Annotated in this window: 18 protein-coding genes, 1 tRNA gene and 3 pseudogenes; 11 read left to right on the top strand and 11 right to left on the bottom strand. The window is 62.7% G+C overall.

The features are described 5' to 3' along the window. Positions 1-2: 2 nt before the first annotated feature. Positions 3-2,300 (top strand): putative bifunctional diguanylate cyclase/phosphodiesterase, encoded by a 2,298-nt coding sequence (locus VIF40_RS10245; RefSeq protein ID WP_331937417.1) that lies wholly within the window; start codon positions 3-5, stop codon positions 2,298-2,300. 60 nt (positions 2,301-2,360) lie between these two features. Here VIF40_RS10245 and VIF40_RS10250 read toward each other — a convergent pair whose 3' ends face one another. Continuing rightward, positions 2,361-3,113, bottom strand: a complete 753-nt coding sequence (locus VIF40_RS10250) for an enoyl-CoA hydratase-related protein (RefSeq protein ID WP_331937418.1) — start codon at positions 3,111-3,113, stop codon at positions 2,361-2,363. A gap of 471 nt (positions 3,114-3,584) precedes the next feature. Here VIF40_RS10250 and VIF40_RS10255 point away from each other — a divergent pair, with 471 nt between their 5' ends. Further along, positions 3,585-4,154 (top strand): hypothetical protein, encoded by a 570-nt coding sequence (locus VIF40_RS10255; protein WP_331937419.1) that lies wholly within the window; start codon positions 3,585-3,587, stop codon positions 4,152-4,154. A gap of 70 nt (positions 4,155-4,224) precedes the next feature. On the opposite strand, the gene VIF40_RS10260 is transcribed toward VIF40_RS10255, so the two are convergent. Continuing rightward, positions 4,225-4,902, bottom strand: a complete 678-nt coding sequence (locus VIF40_RS10260; protein WP_331937420.1) for an ABC transporter ATP-binding protein — start codon at positions 4,900-4,902, stop codon at positions 4,225-4,227. A 5-nt stretch (positions 4,903-4,907) separates the two neighbouring features. After that, positions 4,908-6,209 carry a lipoprotein-releasing ABC transporter permease subunit gene (locus VIF40_RS10265; RefSeq protein ID WP_331937421.1) on the bottom strand — a complete coding sequence of 434 codons (1,302 nt, stop codon included), beginning with the start codon at positions 6,207-6,209 and terminating at the stop codon, positions 4,908-4,910. Positions 6,210-6,462: 253 nt separating this feature from the next. Between VIF40_RS10265 and VIF40_RS10270 the strand changes: the two genes are divergently transcribed. Further along, on the top strand, positions 6,463-6,789 hold the full coding sequence (locus VIF40_RS10270; RefSeq protein WP_331937422.1) for a GNAT family N-acetyltransferase: 327 nt from the start codon (positions 6,463-6,465) through the stop codon (positions 6,787-6,789). A 7-nt stretch (positions 6,790-6,796) separates the two neighbouring features. Here VIF40_RS10270 and VIF40_RS10275 read toward each other — a convergent pair whose 3' ends face one another. Continuing rightward, positions 6,797-8,647: an ABC-F family ATP-binding cassette domain-containing protein gene (locus tag VIF40_RS10275; RefSeq protein WP_331937423.1), complete on the bottom strand. Its 1,851-nt coding sequence runs from the start codon at positions 8,645-8,647 to the stop codon at positions 6,797-6,799. Between the two features lie 243 nt (positions 8,648-8,890). Between VIF40_RS10275 and VIF40_RS10280 the strand changes: the two genes are divergently transcribed. Further along, a tRNA-Glu gene (locus VIF40_RS10280) sits at positions 8,891-8,966 on the top strand. Next, a complete protein-coding gene (locus VIF40_RS10285; protein ID WP_331937424.1) occupies positions 8,955-9,200 on the top strand; it encodes a hypothetical protein in 246 nt (81 codons plus the stop codon). The genes VIF40_RS10280 and VIF40_RS10285 overlap by 12 nt, the downstream gene beginning before the upstream one ends. 324 nt (positions 9,201-9,524) lie before the next feature. Here VIF40_RS10285 and VIF40_RS10290 read toward each other — a convergent pair. Continuing rightward, positions 9,525-10,583: pseudogene (locus VIF40_RS10290) on the bottom strand (recombinase family protein); the annotation flags it as partial. A 185-nt stretch (positions 10,584-10,768) separates the two neighbouring features. Then, positions 10,769-11,347, bottom strand: coding sequence for a hypothetical protein (locus tag VIF40_RS10295; protein WP_331937425.1), 579 nt, complete (start codon positions 11,345-11,347; stop codon positions 10,769-10,771). A gap of 185 nt (positions 11,348-11,532) precedes the next feature. On the opposite strand from VIF40_RS10295, the gene VIF40_RS10300 reads away from it, so the two are divergent. Continuing rightward, a complete protein-coding gene (locus VIF40_RS10300; RefSeq protein WP_196410472.1) occupies positions 11,533-11,772 on the top strand; it encodes a transcriptional regulator in 240 nt (79 codons plus the stop codon). Between the two features lie 432 nt (positions 11,773-12,204). Here VIF40_RS10300 and VIF40_RS10305 read toward each other — a convergent pair whose 3' ends face one another. Further along, the gene (locus VIF40_RS10305; RefSeq protein ID WP_331937426.1) at positions 12,205-13,482 is read right to left on the bottom strand and encodes a DUF3363 domain-containing protein; all 1,278 of its coding nucleotides are present in this window, start codon (positions 13,480-13,482) and stop codon (positions 12,205-12,207) included. On the opposite strand from VIF40_RS10305, the gene VIF40_RS10310 reads away from it, so the two are divergent. Further along, entirely contained in the window at positions 13,438-14,532 is a 1,095-nt protein-coding gene (locus tag VIF40_RS10310; RefSeq protein WP_331937427.1) for a hypothetical protein, read from the top strand. The genes VIF40_RS10305 and VIF40_RS10310 overlap by 45 nt on opposite strands. A gap of 405 nt (positions 14,533-14,937) precedes the next feature. Here the strand turns inward: VIF40_RS10310 and VIF40_RS10315 are convergent, their stop codons facing one another. Together VIF40_RS10315 and VIF40_RS21455 are read right to left on the bottom strand one after the other, a co-directional pair. Beyond that, a complete protein-coding gene (locus VIF40_RS10315; protein ID WP_414684781.1) occupies positions 14,938-15,192 on the bottom strand; it encodes a hypothetical protein in 255 nt (84 codons plus the stop codon). A gap of 3 nt (positions 15,193-15,195) precedes the next feature. Then, positions 15,196-15,339 (bottom strand): annotated as a pseudogene (locus VIF40_RS21455) (hypothetical protein); the annotation flags it as partial. Between VIF40_RS21455 and VIF40_RS21595 the strand changes: the two are divergent. Then, a pseudogene (locus VIF40_RS21595) lies at positions 15,336-15,488 on the top strand (IS110 family transposase); the annotation flags it as partial. The pseudogenes VIF40_RS21455 and VIF40_RS21595 overlap by 4 nt on opposite strands. An 11-nt stretch (positions 15,489-15,499) precedes the next feature. Here the strand turns inward: VIF40_RS21595 and VIF40_RS10325 are convergent. Continuing rightward, the gene (locus VIF40_RS10325) at positions 15,500-15,988 is read right to left on the bottom strand and encodes a hypothetical protein (protein WP_331937429.1); all 489 of its coding nucleotides are present in this window, start codon (positions 15,986-15,988) and stop codon (positions 15,500-15,502) included. Here VIF40_RS10325 and VIF40_RS10330 point away from each other — a divergent pair. From VIF40_RS10330 to VIF40_RS10340, 3 genes are read left to right on the top strand one after another with little or no spacing between them, the layout of a single operon-like run. Continuing rightward, positions 15,987-16,208 (top strand): hypothetical protein, encoded by a 222-nt coding sequence (locus VIF40_RS10330; RefSeq protein WP_331937430.1) that lies wholly within the window; start codon positions 15,987-15,989, stop codon positions 16,206-16,208. The genes VIF40_RS10325 and VIF40_RS10330 overlap by 2 nt on opposite strands. Before the next feature lie 19 nt (positions 16,209-16,227). After that, positions 16,228-20,505: an RHS repeat-associated core domain-containing protein gene (locus VIF40_RS10335; protein WP_331937431.1), complete on the top strand. Its 4,278-nt coding sequence runs from the start codon at positions 16,228-16,230 to the stop codon at positions 20,503-20,505. Positions 20,506-20,536: 31 nt separating this feature from the next. Then, positions 20,537-21,007: a hypothetical protein gene (locus tag VIF40_RS10340; protein ID WP_331937432.1), complete on the top strand. Its 471-nt coding sequence runs from the start codon at positions 20,537-20,539 to the stop codon at positions 21,005-21,007. A gap of 3 nt (positions 21,008-21,010) precedes the next feature. On the opposite strand, the gene VIF40_RS10345 is transcribed toward VIF40_RS10340, so the two are convergent. Beyond that, positions 21,011-21,202 (bottom strand): hypothetical protein (locus VIF40_RS10345; RefSeq protein ID WP_331937433.1); only part of this gene is annotated, 192 nt, incomplete at its 5' end.

Below are 21,202 nucleotides of genomic sequence, written 5' to 3' on the forward strand. Positions count from 1 at the left end.
GCATGGCCGAACCCGATATCGATCAGATGGGCTCCGAGGTCCAGGAAGAGATCCATCGCGATCTCGTGGAAACGCTTTTCGACACACCCGGATCATTCATCGTCGCGTTGATCGGAGGGCCTCTCGCCCCGGTCAGCGCCTGGTTCATGACCGGAGACGGCGTCTATCTTTGTCTCACGGCCGTGATGCTCGTCGTCGCCGCCTATCGCGTGCAGGTGCTGATCGCGCATTCGCGCGCCCCGCTGGCGGCGCGACGCAAGGACGCGCGACGTTGGGAAATCCTCTACGGCATAGGAGGAGTCGGCTTTGTAGGCGCGCTCGGCGTGACCGTCGCGATTTTGTTCCAGCGCCACCCGGACGACGTCGCCTTTTATTACGGCCTCGTTCTGATGATGAGCGGGGTCGGCGCGCTGGCCGGCAGAAACGCGGGCAGTCCGCCGATCGTGCTGGCCCAGGTCATAACCTTGTGCATGCCCTTGGCCGTGGTCAGCGTCCTGCATCCGGACAAGCGATATTGGGGCGTCGCTCTGATTCTGGTCCTCGAGACCATGTCGATCAGATCAGTGTCGAAGTTTTTGTATCGGAATCTTCAATCGGCGCTGAGCAATGGCCGCGATGCGGACACGCAGCGGCGGCGTTTCAAATCCGCGCTGAACAGCATGACACACGGCCTTTGCATGGGCCGGGCGGACATGACGCTCACCGTCGTCAATCGCCGCCTGCACGAGTTCTTCGGCCTCGATCCGGACGCGGCGCCGAAGAATCTCGCCGAGCTCACCGCCATGATCGCGAAAAGCACGCACATGTCGCGCGAGGACGCCCAGATATTTCTCGACCAATGGACGTCGCGCGCGTCGCTCCCGCGCACCGACGTCTTCTCGCGCGAGGTCGGCGACCGGATTTATGACTTTCGGTGCGAGCCGGCCGACAACGGAGCCTTCGTCACCGTCGTCGAGGATGTGACCGAGCAGCGTCGCGCCGCGCGCGAGATCGAGCGCATCGCGCATTTCGACACATTGACCGATCTCGCCAACCGTTTCCAATTCCAGCAGCGATTGGAGCGCGATCTCCGGCACATTCGCAAGCGTGGATTGAGCCTCGCCATGCTCTGCATCGATCTCGATCAGTTCAAGGAGGTCAACGACACGCTCGGCCATACGATCGGCGACCTGCTCCTCTGCGCGGTCGCCGAACGTCTGCGCGACTGCGTGCGCTCCGTCGACATGGTCGCCCGTTTCGGCGGCGACGAATTCTGCATTCTCATGCATCCGACGATCGAGAGGCCTCCCGCCGATGCGCTGGCGGCGCGCGTCATCGAGGCGATCGGCCGCCCCTATGTCATCGAGGGGCACACGATCGTGATCGGCGCCAGCGTCGGCCTGTGCGTCGCGCCGCGAGACGCGGCGTCGGCCGAGGGCCTGCTGAAATGCGGCGATCTCGCAATGTATCACTCGAAGGCCGCGGGACGCCGGCAGGCCATTTGGTTCGAGACGGCGATGGAGGATGCGCTGCTCAACAAGCGGCGCATCGAGCGCGAGCTGCGCGAGGCGCTGCGGAACGAGACGCTCGAGGTCCATTATCAGCCGATCTTCGACGCGCGCGATCAATCCGTGTCGACCTGCGAAGCGCTGACCCGTTGGCGACATCCGCAATTGGGCTATGTGCCGCCCTCCGCCTTCATTCCGATCGCGGAGGAGACGGGGATGATCGTCGAGCTCGGCGAATGGGTGCTGCGCCGAGCCTGTCGCGACGCACGTTTGTGGCCCACCAGCGCGCGGGTCGCCGTCAATTTTTCGTCGCGGCAGTTTCAGCAGCCCGATATGATCGAACGTGTCCGCAACGCGCTCCGGGCCGCCGAATTGGAGCCCGAGCGGCTCGAGATCGAGATCACCGAATCGACCCTCATGCAGGACACGGAGGACGCCGCCGCCAAGATCGAGGCGCTGCGCGCTCTCGGCGTCCGTCTGTCGCTCGACGACTTCGGAACGGGCTTCAGCAGCCTCGGCTATCTAAATCGCTTTCCGGTCGACAAGGTGAAGCTCGACCGAAGTTTCGTGTCGGAGCTCAGCACCTCGGGCAAGACCCAGGCGATCGTCGGCGCGGTCTCGCTGCTGACCGCCGAGCTCGGCATCGATCTCGTCGCGGAGGGCGTCGAGACCCACGAGCAGCGGGTGCTTCTCCTCGCCAAGAATGTGTATTTGATGCAAGGCTTTCTGTTCAGCATGGCGAAGCCGCAGGCCGAGCTGGCTCAGATCTTCTCCGGCGCGGCGCGCGGCGGCAAGCTGAAAGTCGTCGCCTGACGATCGGCCGAGCGCCCGCGCGGAGCGGACGCTCGGCCGATCGTCTTTCTTCCCGCGGGATCAGACACGCCGATTCGCCGCCGCGGCCACCGCCTGCCGGCGAACCGGCGGCGCGCTGATGCGCTGCGCGCGAAACATGCTGTAGGAGGAGTTGTAGCGGCGTCCGCACTGCCGCACATAGCTCTCCGCGCCCATCAGGCCTTCGCCATTTTCGACGATGTGCTTGACCAGGCCGAGCTCCTGCATCTGCTCGGCGGTGAGGATCTCTCCATTTTCCATGAGCCGCTCCGCCTTCACGAAGCCGAGCTTCTGCGCGAGCGCGCCATAGACGCCGACCGCCGAGGCGAGATCGGCTTCGAAGCAGAAGCGCGCATAGCGATCCGCCACCATCATCGAGCAGGACAGAGCGAAGTCCAGATCCGCTCCGTTCAGATAGGTTCTAGCCCACGCGATCGAGATCACCGGAGCATCGAGGATGAGGCGAGCGGTCGCCGACGCCAGCTCGTCGAAGCCGTCTGCGGCGACAGCGTTAGCGTCGTCGCAATGCGCGAAGTCGAAAACCAGATATTTGAGCCCCGGCAGATGGCCTTCCGAGATTCTACGCAGCAACAAGCTCAAGCCGTCGATGCTGTCTCGATCAAAACCGCAGCCGAGTTTGCTCACCAGGATCGTATCCAGCTCGTCCATGCGATGGATCTCCAGCGATGAGCGCTGACGGATGAAATCCAGCGGATCCGAAAAGTCGGACGCTGAAACATAAGTCTCGGTGGCGACAGCGGAGGAGATGTCGTTTTTCGAAACTACCGCATTCATGTTCCGTCTCCTATCTCGAATGGTTTCGCAATTCTTACCGAGTTACTTAAATTTTTAAAGAAATTTCGGCCGCGTCTTCGGTCATGGTTAATTCCCATGGCCAAAAATTACGTACGTACGTTAGGGATTCGAGCGGCCTGAGCAGGCTGCGACTTTTTGCCGCTGGTGGGATATCCAAGTTGCGAATTTCCTGCCCGAAAGTGCGGAATCGGCCGGATCGGCGACGGCCGGCGGTAGCCGGAAATCCGCGTTCGACCTCCGCCGATCACGGCGGGCCGCGGCATTTTCGCGCCCTTGCATTCGCAGACGAAAACTTCGTCCCTATGTCGATGAGAGTGTGTGCTAAAAGCCGGGAGCGGCAGCCGGCCCGTCAGGCCCGAGTCGTATCGCGGTCGTCGACGCGACAGTCGGCGAGAGTGAGTTCTGCAGCCGCTCGCAGAAGCGGTGAAAACATGGATAGGGAGAGGAAAGATGAATCTTCGACTTCTGGTCGCTCTTGCCATGGCGACGGCCGGACTGGTCGGCGAGGCCCATGCGCATGGCGGCGTGAGCCTCGACTCCGGTCAGTGCATCATGAAGATCGGCCCCGACACGATGAATTTCACCGGCTATCAGCCGCTGAAATCGCGCGAGGTCTTCTGCGACGATATTCCCGATGTCGGTCCGACCATCATCGTGCTGGACGCGGTGCAGGACGAGCTGCGCGACATGGCGCTGGAAATCCGCATTCTTCGCAATGTCGGACAGGCCGACGACAATGAGAATCTGGAGCAGAACACCGAAGTCTATGTGCCGGCGAAAAAATACCGCACCGGCACGCTCAACTTCGAATATAATTTCACCAAGAAGGGCAATTTCGTCGGCCTGGTGAAGGCGACGGCGGACGACGGGCGCGAATATGTCTCGCGCTTCCCCTTCGCGGTCGGCACGACCGAGGACAAAAACATCATTATCGCGGTGTTCTTCGCCGCTCTCGGCCTCATCGGCTTCGGGCTCTGGTACAAGAACAGCTTCCTCGACAAGAAAAAGAAGTCGGCCTGACCGCCGCAGAGCGAATGCTCCGGCCGGGTAGGGGACCCGGCCGGAACGCGCCTTTTCAGGCCGATCGCATTCAATTCATCTCGACGATGCGTCCGTCGCAGAGCGTGACTCGACGGTCCATCTGATCGGCGAGCGCGAGATTATGCGTCGCGACCAGCGCCGCGAGTCCGGTGTTGCGCGCCAGCGTCAACAATGTCGCGAAGACATGCTCCGCCGTGCGCGGATCGAGATTGCCGGTCGGCTCGTCGGCGAGCAGCACATGCGGCGCATTGGCGACGGCGCGGGCGATGGCGACGCGCTGCTGCTCGCCGCCCGAGAGCTGCGAGGGCAGGTGCCGCGCCCGCGCGCCGAGCCGCAGATAATCGAGCAGCTCGGCGGCGCGCCGTTCCGCCTCGCGGCGGTCCAGCCCATTGATCGCCTGCGGCAGCGCGACATTCTCGAGCGCCGAAAACTCCGGCAGCAGATGATGGAACTGATAGACGAAGCCGATCGTCGAGCGGCGCAGGCTGGTGCGCTCATTGTCGCTCATGTCCGAGGTCGCGCGTCCGCCGATGATGACCTCGCCATCGTCGGCGCGCTCCAGCAGGCCGGCGATATGCAGCAGAGTCGATTTGCCGGCGCCCGACGGCGCGATCAGCGCCACCGTCTCGCCGGCCGAGAGGGTGAGATCGGCGCCGAGGAGAATATCCAGCCGTCCATCGCCTTCGCGATAGTGGCGGGCGACGCCGGAAAGCTCGAGAACGGTCATGGGTCTCACTCGTGGCGAAGGGCGTCGATCGGATCGAGGCTCGCCGCTTTCCAGGCCGGATAGATGGAGGCGAGAATGGCGAGGACGAGCGTCATGACGACGACGAGCGCCACCTCGCGCGGCTCGACGATGGAGGGCAGGCGCGACAGGAAATAGAGCTCCGCCGGAAACAGATTGGCGTGCATGAGATTATTGAGCAGCAGCCGGATCGCGTCGAGATTTTTGGCCAGCGTCAGACCGAGCAGAAAGCCGGCGAGATCGCCGACGACGCCGATCGACGCGCCGATGATGAGGAAGATGCGCAGCACCGCGCCGCGCGTCGCGCCCATGGTGCGCAGAATGGCGATGTCGGAGGATTTGTCCTTCACCAGCATGGTGAGGCCGGAGACGATGTTGAGCGCCGCCACCAGCACGATCAGCGTCAATATGATGAACATCACATTGCTCTCGACCTGCAGCGTGTCGAAGAAGGTCTTGTTGCGCTGCCGCCAGTCGGTGAGCATCAGCGGCCGATCGAGATTGGCGTCTATGTCGGCGCGGAATTTGTCGACGGCGTCGGGCGCCTCGAGAAACGCCTCGATCAGCGTCACCTCATTCTCGTGATTGAAGAACAATTGCGATTCGGCGAGCGGCATATAGACGAAGACGCGATCATATTCCGACATGCCGATCTGGAAGATCGCCGTCACCGGATAGGCTTTTATGCGCGGCGCGACGCCGAAGGGCGTCGATGCGCCCTTGGCGATGAGAATGCTGATATTGTCGCCGACGCGCACGCCGAGCGTCTCGGCGAGGCGTTGGCCGATGGCGACGCCGCCGCCGCTGTCGAAGCCCTGGAAGGTTCCGTCCTTCACATTGCCGGCGAGGCCCGGCAGGCGCAGAATGTCCTGCTCGCGAATGCCGCGCACCAGCGCGCCCGACTGCCCATAGGGGGAGGAGACGCCGGCCGCGCCCTCGACCATCGGCACGACGAGCTTGACGCCGGGCAGGCGCTGCATCCGCGCCGTGACCTCGGTCCAATCGGTCAGCGGGCGCTCGGCCGCCTGCACGAAGGCGTGGCCGTCGATGCCGACGATCTTGTCCATCAGCTCGCGATGAAAGCCGTTCATCACCGACATCACGACGATGAGCGTCGCGACGCCGAGCATGATGCCCAGAAAGGAGAAGCCGGCGATCACCGAGACGAATCCATTGGCGCGCCGCGCCCGCACATAGCGGAATGCGACGACCCATTCGAAGGGCGCGAAAACGCGCGTGCGCGGAGGCGGCTCGATCTCGACCTGGGAAGACAAAGTAGATTCGCTCATTTCGGCATTGTGCCCATCCGCTCGAGCCTTTCAAGCGCGCCACAGAAATGGGCGTTTCTCATGTGAGAGAGGCGAATCGAAGGCGGGGGCGCGGGGCGAGTGGCGGAAAGCCGACAAGCGCCCCGACGAGCGCTCTGGCCGGATCGCTCGCCGGGCCCCGCTCGGCGAGAAAAATTAACGCTTGGCCCTTAATTTGCTGCACTGCGGTCACCACCTCGAGGTTCGGCGGTGGGCTATCGAGGAGAATGACACTATGGGTTCGATCGCCCAGCTGAAGAGCGCGCCGCGCAAGGCGCATGGCGCTGTTCACGACAATGTCGAGCTCGATCGCTTCGAGCTCGATCTCGCAGACGGCACCGCCGTCGCCTATTATCGTCTGGCGCCCGGCGCCCTCGTCTTCACCCATACGGAGACGCCGCCGGCGCTGCGCGGCCAGGGCGCGGCCTCGGAGCTGATTCGCGGAGCGCTGGAATGGGCGCGGGCGCGGGGTCTCAAGGTCGTTCCCGAATGCTCCTTCGTGGCCGATTACATCGCGCGTCATCACGAGTTCGCCGATCTCGTCCTGCGCAAATCGGCCTGAGGCGAGCCTACCCCTCGTCCGATAGCGCGAGCCATTGATCTTCCGCCTCGGCGAGCGCCGTGGCGAGATCGGCGCGTTGCTGGGCGAGGCGGTTCGCCTCTTGTGGATTGCGCGAGAAAGCGTCCGGATCGGCGAGCGCCGCATCGACGCGCGCCAAGAGCTCGCCGAGCTTCTTCATGCGGTCTTCCGATGCGGCGAGCTTGCGACGCGCCTGGCCGGCGTCGCGCTTTCCCTCGACACGGCGCGGCTTCTCGCGCGGCTCCTCCTCCTTGCGCGCGTCCCGCGCGTCGCCATTGGCGCGCGCCAGCACAGTGCGGGCATATTCGTCGACGTCGCCGTCGAAAGCGCGCACCGTGCCGCCTTCGACCAGCCATAGCCGGTCGGCGCAGGCCTCCAGCAGATAGCGATCATGCGAGACGAGCACGATGGCGCCCTCATGGGCGTTGATCGCCTCGACCAGCGCGGCGCGGCTGTCGATGTCGAGATGGTTCGTCGGCTCGTCGAGAATGAGCAGATGCGGTCCGGCGAAGGAGGCGACGCCGAGCAGTAGCCGCGCCTTCTCGCCGCCGGAGAGACGCTCGATCTTCGTTTCCGCGCGGGCGCCGGAAAATCCGGTCTGGGCGGCGCGCGTTCGAATGCGCGCCTCGGGCGCGCCGGGCATCAGCGCCGCGAAGACGGAGTAGGGCGTGTCCTGCTCGTTCAGATCGTCGATCTGATGCTGGGCGAAGAAGCCGGCCTCGAGCTTCGCCGCCCGCACCACATTGCCGCTCTGCGCCTCGAGCCGTCCCGCCAGCAGCTTGGCGAAAGTCGATTTGCCATTGCCGTTGGAGCCGAGCAGGCCGATGCGATCGTCGTTCGAGAGGCTCAGCGACAGGCGCGACAGCACGGTGCGATCGCCATAGCCGACGCTGACATTCTCGAAGGCGATGATCGGCGGCGACAGAGGCTTTTCCGGCGAAGGCAAATAGATGGGCAGCACCTCGTCGTCGACGATGGCGGTGACGGGCTGCAGTCTGGAGAGCATTTTGAGGCGCGACTGCGCCTGCCGCGCCTTGGTCGCCTTGAAGCGGAAGCGATCGACGAAGGCCTGCAGCTCGCGGCGGCGCTCCTCCTGCTTCTTTCCCGCCTTGGCGGCGAGCGCGCGCGCCTCGAGCCGCTGCGCCTCGAAGGCGCTGTAATTGCCCTTGTAGAGCGTCAGACGACCGCGCTCGAGATGCAGAATATGGGTCGAGACGGCGTCGAGCATGTCGCGATCATGGCTGATGACGACGACATTCGCCGGATAGCGCGCGAGATAGTCGACGAGCCAGAGCGTGCCCTCGAAATCGAGATAATTGGTCGGCTCGTCGAGCAGAAGAAGCTCCGGCTGCGAGAACAGCACGGCGGCGAGCGCGACGCGCATGCGCCAGCCGCCCGAGAATTCCGACAGCGGACGCTGCTGCGCCTCCGCATCGAAGCCGAGGCCGGAGAGGATGGCCGCCGCCCGCGCCGGCGCGGCATGGGCGTCTATATCGACGAGGCGCGTCTGAATCTCGGCGATCTCATGGGGGTCGATCTCGGTTTCGGCGCGCTCCAGCAGCGTGGCGCGCTCCGTGTCGGCGGCGAGCACGAAATCGACCAGCGCCGTCGCGCCGCCGGGCGCCTCCTGCTCGACGCGGCCGATCTTCAGCTTGGCGGGCAGGGATATGGTTCCTGTCTCGGCCGCGATTTCGCCGCAGATCATGCGGAACAGCGTCGTCTTGCCGGCGCCGTTGCGTCCGACGAAGCCGGCTCTTGTCCGTGGCGGCAGAAAGACGGAGGCCTTGTCGAAGAGGACCCGCGCGCCGAGCCGGAAGGTGAGATCGTCAATGGAGAGCATAGCCTCGCCTCTAGGGCCTTTGTCGTCGATACGCAACGTCGGCGCCGCCCTCGAGGCGGGAAGGCGGCCGAATGCTCGCGACAAAGGCAGCGATGAAGGCAGCGACATGGGCTTGCGCCGGGCTTGCGACATCGCCTCGAGACATTGCCCCTCGCGACTTGGTGCTTTCTTGGCGCTTGTCAGCCCGAGCGCGGCCCTCTATATCTGCGCCCGCTTCGCGCCGGCCATTGGCTGGCGCAGCCCGCGCCCATCGTCTAGAGGCCTAGGACGTCGCCCTTTCACGGCGAAAACACGGGTTCGATTCCCGTTGGGCGCGCCATTTGCGTATAAAATTGCGAACACCCTTGCCGATTTGTTCTCCGGCGACGACGGCCTGTTCGAGGCTGGTCTTGGAGCTGTGAATGCGGATGACATGGTCGTCGACCTCGATGGCCTCGACGACCGCCCGCAAATACGCTCTGCGGAACGACGTCTCTCCCACGGTGATCTTCTCGCGCATGAATGTCCCGAATCGCTCGAGCTGGTCCGGTTCGAGCTGGATTTGCGGCGCTGACTGGGCTTTGATCCGCTCGAGCGCGGCTTTCGCGCGCTCTCGCTCGGATTTGAGCGCGGCGAGACGGTCTCGAAGCAAATCGTCCATGTCGGTGACGCCATCCTCGACCATTCTATAGAGGCGCTTCAGTCTGTCCTCGGCGTTGGCGATTTCCGCTTGCAGGGCGTCCACCCGATTGCGGACCTCGTCGTCGCCGGCGGCGCGCTTCTGGGCCAGGGACGTCAATATGCCGGCCAGCCGATTCGGGCCGAACAGTCGGTCAGCGAGATGGGTCGTGACCAGACCATCGAGCCGGTCCATCGGGATCGAGCGCCCCTTGCAGCCGGTCTTGCCGACGCGGGCCGCCGTGGAGCAGCTGTAATAGCGATGCACTTTGCCGCTCTTCGAGGTCCCGGTGCGCAGCGTCATCGCGCCGCCGCAAGTAGCGCAGACGGCGAGGCCGGTAAGGAGAATGGGGCCGGTGACGACGCGGGGCGGCAGGACGCGCGGGTCACGGGCTTTCAGGCTCGCCTGGGCCTTGTCGAACACTGCCGTTTCGATGATCGGCGGAACGGCGATCTCTATTACTTCATTTTCGGCCTTGGCTCTCCCGGTTTTGGCCTCGCGCTTGTTGAAGCGCCACCGGCCCGCATAGACTGGATTGGTCAAGACCTTGTGGACCGACGCGACGCCGAAGCGCGCGCCGAGTCGCGTTCTCAGCCCGCGCCCATTGAGCGTCTTCGTCACCTCCTTGACGCCCATCGGCCCCTTGCCGGCCTCGCCTTCGAGATACAAGCGGTAGATCGTCCGCACAGTCTCGGCCTCGACAGGATCGACGACGAGCTTTTTCTTGGTCCTGTGTCCGCGCTTCTCCACTTCGGCGAGCGCATAGCCGAGCGGCAGGCGTGAGCCGTTGTAGAATCCCTGGCGGGCGTTCTCCTTCATCGCACGCAAGACATGCTTGCCATTTTCACGGCTCTGATATTCGTCGAACAGCGCGATGACCTGGCGCATCATCACTTGCGCCGGGTCGTCGCCGAGCTCCTGGGTGATGGAGACGAGCCGCACATTGTGCTTGGCGAGCCTGCGCACATACATTTCCAGGCCGAAGGCGTCGCGGAAGAAGCGAGAGAACGAATGAACCACGATGACGTCGATCGGATGATCGTCGTCGCAAGCGCGCTCGATCATGCGCTGAAATTCGGGACGATGGTCGTCCATGGCGGAAGCGCCGGGCTCGACATATTCGCCGACGATGCGCCAACTGTGGCGTGTGCAATAGGCGCTCGTCTGCGCCTGCTGGTCGGGGATAGAGAGGTCGACCTCCGCCTGCCGCGTCGTCGAAACCCGGAGGTAGAGCGCAGCGCGAGTGCAATCGGGCATAGGGGCAACTCCCGTCGTCATCAAATTCGTGGCGCGAGTCCGATCGATCGGCCGAGTCTATTCCCGAGATGCGCAGGCGTCACCGGAATTTCGGCTGCGCCAGCGACGATCGCCCCGGATCGCCCCGCAATGAGAAGCAAAACGAGCCGCGGAGACCGCGGCTCGAAAATTGTGAGATCGACAATCTCGCCGTCACACGGCCCGCTTCAAAACTTCGGAAACGAATCGAGGCGACCGATACGGACCAAGTCGGTCAGCGCTGAGCGGACCTGCGGCCAGGGAAATTCGGGGCAGTTCTCGCACCATTCGCCCTCGCGGAGCACAGCGTGGAGCTTGGCCGCGACGCCTTCGACGGTCGACGCCGGCGTGGCCGCCAGCGCATCGGCGAGATCTCTCGCTATATCCGCGGCTCGCTCTTCGTCTTTTTTCGCTTCGGAGTAGCCGACGGCCAAATCGGCGGCGGCCCAGCGCGCCCGATAGATTTCTTCCTCGATGGCGCAGCTCGCCTCGGCGCCTTCGGCATCGTCGACGCCGTCTGACGCGCGGATCAACTGCATCAATCGGGTTTCCAAGCTCTGCTGCTTCTGGCAGAGAACATCGGTGAGGTCCTGGGCGGTCTTCCATTGCGTCCACAGCGACGTTGCCGGATCGACGACCATCGTATGAGACGAGTCGACGCTCGCGATTCCCTTGAAAGGCGCCGGCGCGACGGCGCCGACGCTCGCAACCAACAAAGTCCTTCGGGTGAAAGCAGACGCACTCGTGATAGTCTCGGGGTCAGCCATGATCCGAGCTCCTCATAAGCCGGGTTGTGGTCAGGCCGGGCGAGGTGTTGACGCACGTCGTCCGGCCGCACAGGCGCACACGGCTCGAGGCTGTTTCCAGTTGCTCGGGCGATGTGATAGCGAGAACGCCATGCGAGTGGAATCATATCACGCCCGCCGTGGAGATCAACAATATATCATATGAGCTGTATGTGATCACAGGAGCGCAAATACGGGCGGCGCGCGCCCTCATTCGTTGGACCGCCGAAGACTTAGCGTCTACCGCAAAAGTCGGCATCGCCACCGTGCGACGCGCCGAGGGCGAAGACGGGCAACCGTCGACCACCGCTGCAAACCTGAACGCTATTCGCATCGCCTTGGAGAATGCAGGCGTGGAATTCATTCCCGAGAATGGCGGCGGCGCCGGCGTGCGGCTGAAGAAGTAGAGGGAGTGCCATCGACCGGGCACAATAGGACAACCTCCGGTGTTCGCCCCTTCATCGACGTGGTCCGATTCGATGGTCGAACAAGTCGCCGAGCCACGCCTCGATTACATCGACCTCGGCGCGCGTGACCGGGACATCTTCGGGCCAATCATCGGTGACAGTCCAAGCTTGGAGTTCTCGCTGCGCCTCTCGATCGATGTTCGATCGAGAGTGAATCCGCGCCGACATGGCGCTGCGATCGGCGCCGCCGCAACGAGGATCGAGAGGATTTGCACGCGCTCGCGACATCCCGGCAGGATCGCGCGCTCGGTCGCGAACAAGAATGGCCTAATTTTGCGACGCGACGCGCTTTCCTACGCATTCCCATCGGAGAGCCCAACCTTTTGCATCTGCTCGGGTGTCGGCCGGGCTTCCACGGGGCTCAAGTTGTCATCATAGCCCCAGCCCGCGCTTCCGGCCGAGGTCCCACTCGATGCCGCCGCCATCGCGGTGAACGCCGCTGAGATATTGGCCGATGCGCTTTTCGAGAACGGGCTGCCAGGGCACGAGCTGGAAGCCGAGGCCGTCCTCGATCATCGCGAAGCGCCCGCTGGCGAGATTGGCGACGCCAGCCAGCCGCCCCGACACATATTCGCCTGGCCCACTCGGCGAATACGACAGCCCGCGCTCGGCCGCCATCTGCTGGCCGACGCGCTCCACCTCCCGCCGCTCCAGCGCAGCGATGGCGCCGCGCGAGACGGAGATGGATTTTCCGTTGTCCGTCGCGAGGCCCATTTCCACCAAACGCTCCCCGCGTCGGCGGAGCGCATTCTTCACGTCCCGACCGAAGCCTGCTTCCACTACCGGAGTCCGTTTGTCGGCGACGAGTTCACGGTCGAGCCAGGTCGCTCCGTCGCTCGCGATCTGCCGTTCGAGGTCGAAGGTCGAGAGTGTGCGCACGCGAAGGCCGTCGCCGCCTCGAGCGAGGTCGTAGCGCTGGCCTCGCTCGACGATATCCTTCGGAACGCGCCAGTGATCCGCGTCGATGCGCTCGACATGCCCGGCCCGGCGCAGTGCTTCAAGCCGGCGGACGTGGAAACGGACGAAGGCGTCCGGGTCCTTGCCCTGCCGCTCGAAGCTGTCGCGAATGCGTTCGAGATGGCGGCTCGGCTGGTAGACCCCTTCGTCCTCCTCCGCGACGATGGCGATATTGCGGTCGGCGGGCCTCGGACCGGAAACGGCAGGCGCGGCTTCGACGACCATGCCTCTGCCGATCTCCTCGACGCGGGCCGGATCCGCGAACTCAATGTGATGGACCCGTCCGTCGACTCCGTCGACGATCAGATAGACCCGCTCGCTCATCTCGTCGCCTGCCAGCCCCTTGGCCAGCACCCGACCGACGATCGGCTCCTTTCCGGTCTCCCCGTGGCAAACATACTGCGCGACGCCGCGCTCGTCCGCCAGACCGTGACCGGCCAGCGCCCGACGGATGGTCTCGATCGCTTCGTTGCGCGCTCCCAATTCTTTCAGCATCGACTCGGCGCGGTCGGAGATGGTCCACCGCCCCGTCTCGAGTTCGGCGGCGAGGCCGTAGCGTTCCAGCCGCCGCGCGCGACCGAGCAGCAGCGCCCGGTTCTCTCGGACAAGATAGGAGGCGCCTTCCCCGAGCCTGAGATCAATGACGCCTTGTTCGCGCTGCTCGGCGAGCAATATCTTGTCGAGCCGCGTCAACCGCTCCGCCGCAACGTCGTTCGCGAGCTTCGTCTGAAGCTCGATCTCGCTCTGATGGCCGAGCTCCAGCGTGACCAGCTCGCTCGCCCGGTGACGAACGCCGTGAGCGATATAGTCGCCCGCGATATTGAGGATGCGTCCGTCGTCGAGCACGCCCCGGACGACGATGTGGGTGTGAGAATGGCCGGTGTTGTGATGGTCGACGGCGATCCAGTCGAGGCCCGTGTCGAGGTCCGTCTCCACCTGCCGCATGAGGTCACGGGTGAAGCCTCGCAGGTCGGCCATGTCGACGGAATCCTCCGGCGCGACGATGAAACGGAACTGATGACGATCGTCGCGTCCGCGCTCGACGAAGGCGCGGCCGTCCGCCTCGTTCTCGAAAGCGGAATAGGCGTGGCCCTTCTCGCCGTCGTGGGTGACGCCATCGCGTTCGAGATAGCGGAGATGGGCGTCGACGGCCTTGCTCGCGGCGCCGCGCATCTTCGCACTATGAGAGCCGCGTTGTGGATTGAGCTTCACGACGCGCGCCTTGACGACGACGCGACGCGATCGAAACCGTCCGGCGGAGTCGCGCCGCCAGCCGCCGCCGTCTCTCGGCAGCGACGCCGCCACCTTCGCGCCTCGCCCCCGCGCGTTGAACCGGCCGCTTCCTTCTCCTCCTTTCCGGCCGACTGCGTTCGCGGAGCCTCGGCCGATCCGGCTGGGATCGCCGCCGGCCTTTCTGACAGCGATCTCGACCTGTCTGACGAAGGGCAGCGAGCGCGGATTGACGCTCTTCCCGCCAGCTCGGGATCGGCCGGGTCGAATGTGGAAATCGTCTCTGTCGTCGCTCGCCATTTCGAGACGATCGGCGTCGAAATCCGCCTGCGCAACCGCCCTCGAACGCCGATCGCAGTCAGGCGTGAAAATACCGGCTGTAGCGTAGAGCCGGCGGGACATGCCACGCCGGACCTCTCGAACGCCAGCGTCTATCACCCTGCAAATACGAACAAATTCGATTCTGGCGGAAACTGCCGCACATCGCGCGGCGCCATGCCTGCGCATTCGTAGCCTGCAAAAATCAATGTGCAGACAACCAAATACGAGCCTCGCGAGGTGCGAACGTCAGTTCGCTTTATCTTGCCGTCTTAATCGGGCCGTCTTAATCGGGTGTCGTCGTGTTGTCTTCTTCGCCATGTGTGTCTCCGTCCTGGGATCGTATCCGCTTCTTTTCTTCGATGCGACAGCCCACGCCAGTATGCGATGAGAAACGCTTGGGGGTCCATGCAGTCTTTCGTGCTCGGTCCCGCGTGCCTCCGAGGAGGCGTCGTCGCCGGCAAGATATTGCGCTCTCCGCATCCGCTTCGATCCACCAGGTTTTCTCCCGCCGAATGGCGGAACTCGTGTCGGCGCTACGTCGTCAATTCGTCGTCGTGTCGTCGTTCCCGCGCGTTTCGATCGACTCTGGCTGCGCGCTCACGACGCGATCGCCAGCGTCTTCTTCACTCCTCTTTGCTGCGAGCCCGAGGACTCTTCCTGCGCCGAGAAGCGGAACGCGCTGCCGTCGATCCACATCCAATGCATGATCACCGCGAGATTGCGCGCGACCGCCACGACGGCGCGCTTGCGGCCGCGCTTCGCCGAGATCTTGACGCCCCACGCCTTCACGGCGCACCATTTCTTCGAGCGCACGAGCATGGCGCTGGCCGCTTCGTAGAGCGCCGCGCGCACTTCGTCGTCGCCGCATTTGGAGATGTGGCCGTCGATATCGATCGTATCGCCACTCTGAATGCGGCGTGATGTCAGTCCGAAAGGCGCGCCGACATTTGGACCAGATCGCCACGAGCGCCTTCTCGTTCGGCGCCAACGAGTGCGAATACAAGCGGCTGCATACGCTGCTCGTCCAGTCCGTCCGCCGCGACGAGCTCTGCCGCCGCTTCATGGCGATTCCGGGCGTCGATCCGGTGAGGGTGCCGTCGTTCGAAGCGGCGGTCGACGATCAGACCCGCTTCGCCAAATCCAAGACCCCTCGGCCAGATCATCGTACCGCATCCGGATCGAGTTCTGGATAGAGGCTGTATTTGAGCGACCGCGTTCCATTTTTCAGCGCCAGATGATCTCGTTCGATTCGATCGACAGTCCAGGATCCGAGCTTGTCACCGATTGTTTTCCACTCGCCCTGAGGGCTATTCGCCGACGTCAGAAAAGCCCGCACCATAGACTTGTAGCTCACGATCCCCTTCAACGAGACGCCGGGCGGCGGCGGCAGAGCAGCAGGTTCGGGAATCCGGGGACCAGCGCTTGCCGCGCTCGCAGGGCGTCTGGTTTTGGAAAAGATCGGTCGAGACAAAGTATGCAAATCGACTTTGTTGCTACGCGCGCCTTTCGGAGCGGCGTGGGTCAATGTCGGAGCCTTCCATTCGAAGCTCGGGCCCGTCGGCGCCGGCGCCTCGGTGAAAAAGGCAGATACTGCAAAAGCCATCGCCGCAACGACCATGGCCGCCTCACAAAGCAGGATCGTCATCATGAGAGGCGAGATCCGCGTGGAGGCGACAAGCGCGGTGAGCCAGCGAAGCTTATTGCCAGAAGCCATCATTGCTCCGAACGGGATCGCTCCCTATGAAACGCTTCGCTGCGCACGTCTGATCGAGACTTTTATCGGCTGGTTCGACACCGGTGGAAGCGGCAGCGACATGCCGTGCGGCTGGCGGAGTGTCAAATATTTGAACAGCTCTTCTTTGGAGTAGCGCTCTGGACAAGTATTCGTTGGATCGCTATTACCGTAAACCAGACTGTGCCGAAACCAGAAATATGCGGCCTGGCGCGGCGCAGTCGTGGATTTCACAGCAACGATTTACTACGCCGCTTGCGCTGGAGCAGCATATGCGAAAGTTCGTCGCGCTCGTTCGATTCCTCGCAATTTTCGTCGTCCCGTTGATTTTCGAACTCAGTCTCGCGATGCCGGCACAGGCGCAAGAGTGGCTGCCGGATATCGATGTAGCAGGCCAGCCCCGCAGACCGATCGATGGCGTCTCCTCGTCGTGGTGGCAGTGGACCGTTGCATTCTTCTCGGGTTCTGGGGGAGGCGGCGGAGCTGGCTTCGGAGCTGGCTTCGTCGGCACCGGCCAGTCGAGCGGTAGCCAGGCACAGAATCGAGGAGGCTCCGGGGACACTTATGTCGGAGATCCCATCAATTACGCGACTGGCAACGCTTATCAGAGCGAGACGGACTATAAGACAGCCGGAAGTTTCCCAGTCGTGCTCGCGCGACATTTCAACAGTGATGACCCGAACGGTCCGCACGAATTCGGAAACAATTGGCGCGTCGGTTATAGCCGCTCGGTCTCGATCTCCGGCGACGGGCAAACTGCTACTGTCACGCGTGACGATGGCCAGGAACTGAAATTCACTCAATCGAGTGGCGCATGGTCGCCGCCAGTCGGCTCGAATTATCGCTTGTCGCAGAACGGCGGTGGGTTCACGCTGATAACGGATCACGACGAGACGGAAACATACAGCTCCGCGGGGAAGCTTCTCTCCTATGCAAATCGGGCAGGGCTCACGATAAGCGCCGCCTATGATGGGCAGAGCCGTCTATCGACGGTCACAGACGCCTACGGCCGGACTCTGACTTTCTCCTATAATGGTTCGCTGATTTCGCAGGCGCAGGCTCCCGACGGAACCGTCTACACATATGGATATGACGGGTCCAATCGCTTGGCGTCTGTCACCTACCCCAATGGGGCGCAGCGCCAATATCATTACGACGACTTCAACTACCCGAACGCGGTGACAGCCGTCTACGACGAAAACGGCTCTCTCTTCACATCCTATGGCTACGATTGGTACGGCCGCGCCACCTCGACACAGCGAGCCGGAGGAGCCGAACACTATTCGATCGATTATGACTCCATTGGCGGCGGCACAGTCCAGGTGTCGACGCCCGTCGGCGGCACGGAAAGATATACGCTTACCGCCATCAACGGCATAGCAAAGCAGACCAATAAATGGACCAGCTGCTTCTTCTGCAACCCCAATAGCATATGGGGCCAGAGTGAGTGGAGCGCATACGATGGCCAGGGCAATCTGACGAGCTATTCCGACTTCAACGGCAATCAGACTGTCGTCGCCTACGACACAGCGCGAAATCTGCCGACGTCGCAGACTTCGGCTTCCGGGACGCCGATCGCCCGCACTATCTCGACGAACTGGCATCCCGATTTCCGCCTGCCGACCGCAATCGGAGACGGCGAGCGCAATTTCGCCTTCACCTATGACGTCAAGGGCAATTTACTGACCTCCACGGTTTCCTCTCCGACGTCGACGAGCACGAGCACATACACTTACAACTGGGCTGGCCAAGTGCTGACGTCGACGGATCCGCTCGGCCATGTGGCGACATACGCCTATGACGGCGCCGGCAACCTCACGAGCGTGACCAATGCGCTCGGGCAGACCGTGGCCTACACGAGCTACGATGCCAATGGCCGGCCTCTGACGATCCAGGATGCGAACGGCGTTGTCACCAATCTGAGCTACAACTTCCGTGGCCAAGTCACGTCGAGCGTTACCCAGGGGCAGACGACCACATACAGCTACGATGCGGCGGGCCAACTCACGCAGCTGCAAGCACCTTCCGGGGCGGTCCATTACTTCACCTATGATGGGGCACATCGTCTCATCGGTGTCAGCGACGCGCTCGGCAATCGCCTCGCCTACACGCTCGACGGAGCCGGGAATCGGACCAAGGAAGAGGCGTTCGATCCGAGCGGCGCGCTCGTACGCACGCACAGCCGCTCCTATGATGGCCTCAACCGCCTCAACCAGGAATTCGGCGCATCGGGTCAGACGTCGACGGTCTATTACGATTCCAACGATAACGTCGTCGGCGTCGAGGATCCGAACGGCAATGGCACCACTTTCGCCTATGACGCGCTCAACCGGGCCTACGTCAAGGCGGAGAGCGTCAATATCCATAGTCCTGATCCGAACGTCATGGTCTTCACCCGCTACACCTTCGACGCCAATGGCCGCCTCGCCAGCGTGATGGACCCACGCGGGCTGGTGACGAGCTACACTTACAACGCGTTCGATCAGCGTGCGACGATCTCTAGTCCGGACACCGGGGCCACCACCAAGACGTTCGACGCCGCCGGAAATGTCACGACCTCGACCGACGCGCGCGGGCAGACGACGAGCTATCTCTATGACGGGCTGAACCGGCTCGTGAGGGCCACTCATGCGGACGGCTCCATCATCGCCTATGGCTATGACCAGGGAGCTTACGGCGTCGGGCGGCTCACCTCGATGAGCGATCCGAGCGGAACGACAAGCTACGCCTATGACGCCCTCGGCCATGTCGTGCAGAAGACGCAGACGACCGGCTATGTGACGCTCGTCACGCAATGGAGTTATGATGCGGGCAGCGGCCGGCTCGTGAGCGTGACCTATCCGTCTGGTTCCGTGGTCCTCTATGCCTATGACGCTAACGCGCGCGTGAGCGCGATCGGCTTGCAGCCTCCGGGGCAGGGGCCGGGGACGCTCATCGATCAGATTGCCTACAGCCCGTTCGGCGCCGTCGCCTCCTGGCGAAACTCCGCCTTCGGCGGCTTCTATGTCCGCAACTTCGACCAGGATGGGCGCATCTCCGCAATTATTTCCTCGACCGGAAACACGCTCTCCTTCGCTTATGATCCCGCCGGCCGGATCGTCTCGATCGACGAGAGTGGGCGTGCGACCAAGTCCTTCGCCTATGACACCAGGGATCGGCTGACGGGCTATGGCTATGGCGGAACCTCGATCCTCTACGCCTATGATGCCTCGGGCAATCGGATTTCGGACAGCTCCTTCTCCTACACGATCGATGCTGGCAGCAATCGCCTGATCGGCGTGGCGGGCGGGGGCGGGTTCTCCTATGACGCCGCGGGCGGGATGACGAGCAACGCCGGGCTCTATTCTCTCGCTTATGATGCGCGCAACCGCCTCGCTCAGACGAATGTCGGCGCCTTGGTGACGAGCTACGGCGTCAACGGGCTCGGCCAGCGCGTGTCGAAGAACGGGCCGTCGAGCGGGCCGGTCGAATATGCCTATGACCTTTCGGGGCGGGTAATCGGGATCTATGGGCAAAGCGGCGCGGTTCGAGAGGAGATCGTCTGGCTCGGTGATCTTCCGATCGCGACGAGGCAGAACGGTTCGACGTTCTATATCGCGCCGGACCATCTCGGCGCGCCGCATGAGATCGTGAATTCGGGGAATGGCCAAGTCTGGTTCTGGGATCACGACCCCTTCGGCCAGGGCGCGCCCTGGTCGGCCGCGGGCTTTGCGCATGATCTGCGCTTCCCAGGGCAGGTGTTCGACGTCGAGACCGGGCTGTATAATAACGGGCTCCGGGATTATCTTCCGGCGGCGGGGCGCTATGTCGAGAGCGATCCGATCGGGCTCGATGGGGGGATCAACACCTACGGCTATGCGGCGAATAATCCGGTCAGCCTGATTGATCCCTTCGGGCTCGATCCGAAGAGCAAGGAAAAGCCGGAAGCGTTGCCGGATATCGACATCGCGGGGTGCTTATGGTGCATGCTGACTTCATTTTTTGACTTTGGGAAGGCGGCACATGACATAAGGGATGATCCATGGGGAGTATTGCAAGGGGGACTGGACGGGCTCGGGCCGGTCGGCGCTGTCGCTACCGGTTCGATACGCGTTGCAGGGAGGCTAGCTGCCGTTGTTCCGTCATCGCGGGCCTTGGGACGGGCACTTGAGGCAATTGGCCAAGCGCGCCAAGCGCGAGATGCTGCGCATCACATTGTCGCCGGCTCCGCCGCGGCCGCGGCACCCGCTCGCGCTACATTACAGAGATTAGGCATCGGCATAAATGACGCGGCCAACGGCGTCTTTCTGCGGGATGCCGAGCACGCCGGCCTCCACACCGCTGAATACTATTCAACGGTCAATAATGCACTTGCCAATGTTGCGACCAAAGCTGAAGCCGAACAAATCCTGCAATCTATCGGACAACGCCTACAATCCGGTGGGTATCCATGAGATGCCCGGCTTCCGGGATCGGAGAAATGAAATGAATGCACAAGAGCTATCGGCACTATTTCAAAGTCTTGGTGCCAGGAATCCAAAAGCATGGGCTAAATCACAAATAGAAGAAAACATACCTCAGCTAGCTCGATTTTTATTTCTCAGGCAAGCATGGAAATTTGTTGTTACTGAAGGTGACGCTGGGTGGATATCCGATATCAAAAATATTGACCCGAATGCACCTGGAGGATCTGCGATTACATCAATTAATAAACTCATTAAAGGATCTGGTGATGAAGATAGTTTAACAACAGTTGTGCGTGTAATGCAATGGAGGCTTCTACATTCTCTGTGTCAACTGCTAGACGATCCTGGAGATATTGAAAATGAGGCTGGAGATATAGCTTGGCGTCTCTTCGAGGTGGATGAAAATGATCGCCCAATTTCTATAATGGGAGGATTAGCTGAATCAGTACTGGAGACGGAGCCATCCGGCCGAGAAATGCGCTCTAAATGAGCCTCAGACGCCAAAGGCTTCGAATTGCTGCCGCGCCGCTGGGTGGTCGAAAGAACGTAAGCGGTGCGAGCGTCCCACCTCGAAAAAGTTTGAGTGACGCGCGATCCTCTTCAAGTGATTTGGCCAGAGGAGGGTCGGGCGTTGGATCATTCCATGCTTGAAGCCATGCATGAAGGCAGAACTTATCAACGGGTG

The sequence above is a fragment of the Methylosinus sp. genome, from assembly GCF_036560965.1.
GTDB lineage: Bacteria > Pseudomonadota > Alphaproteobacteria > Rhizobiales > Beijerinckiaceae > Methylosinus.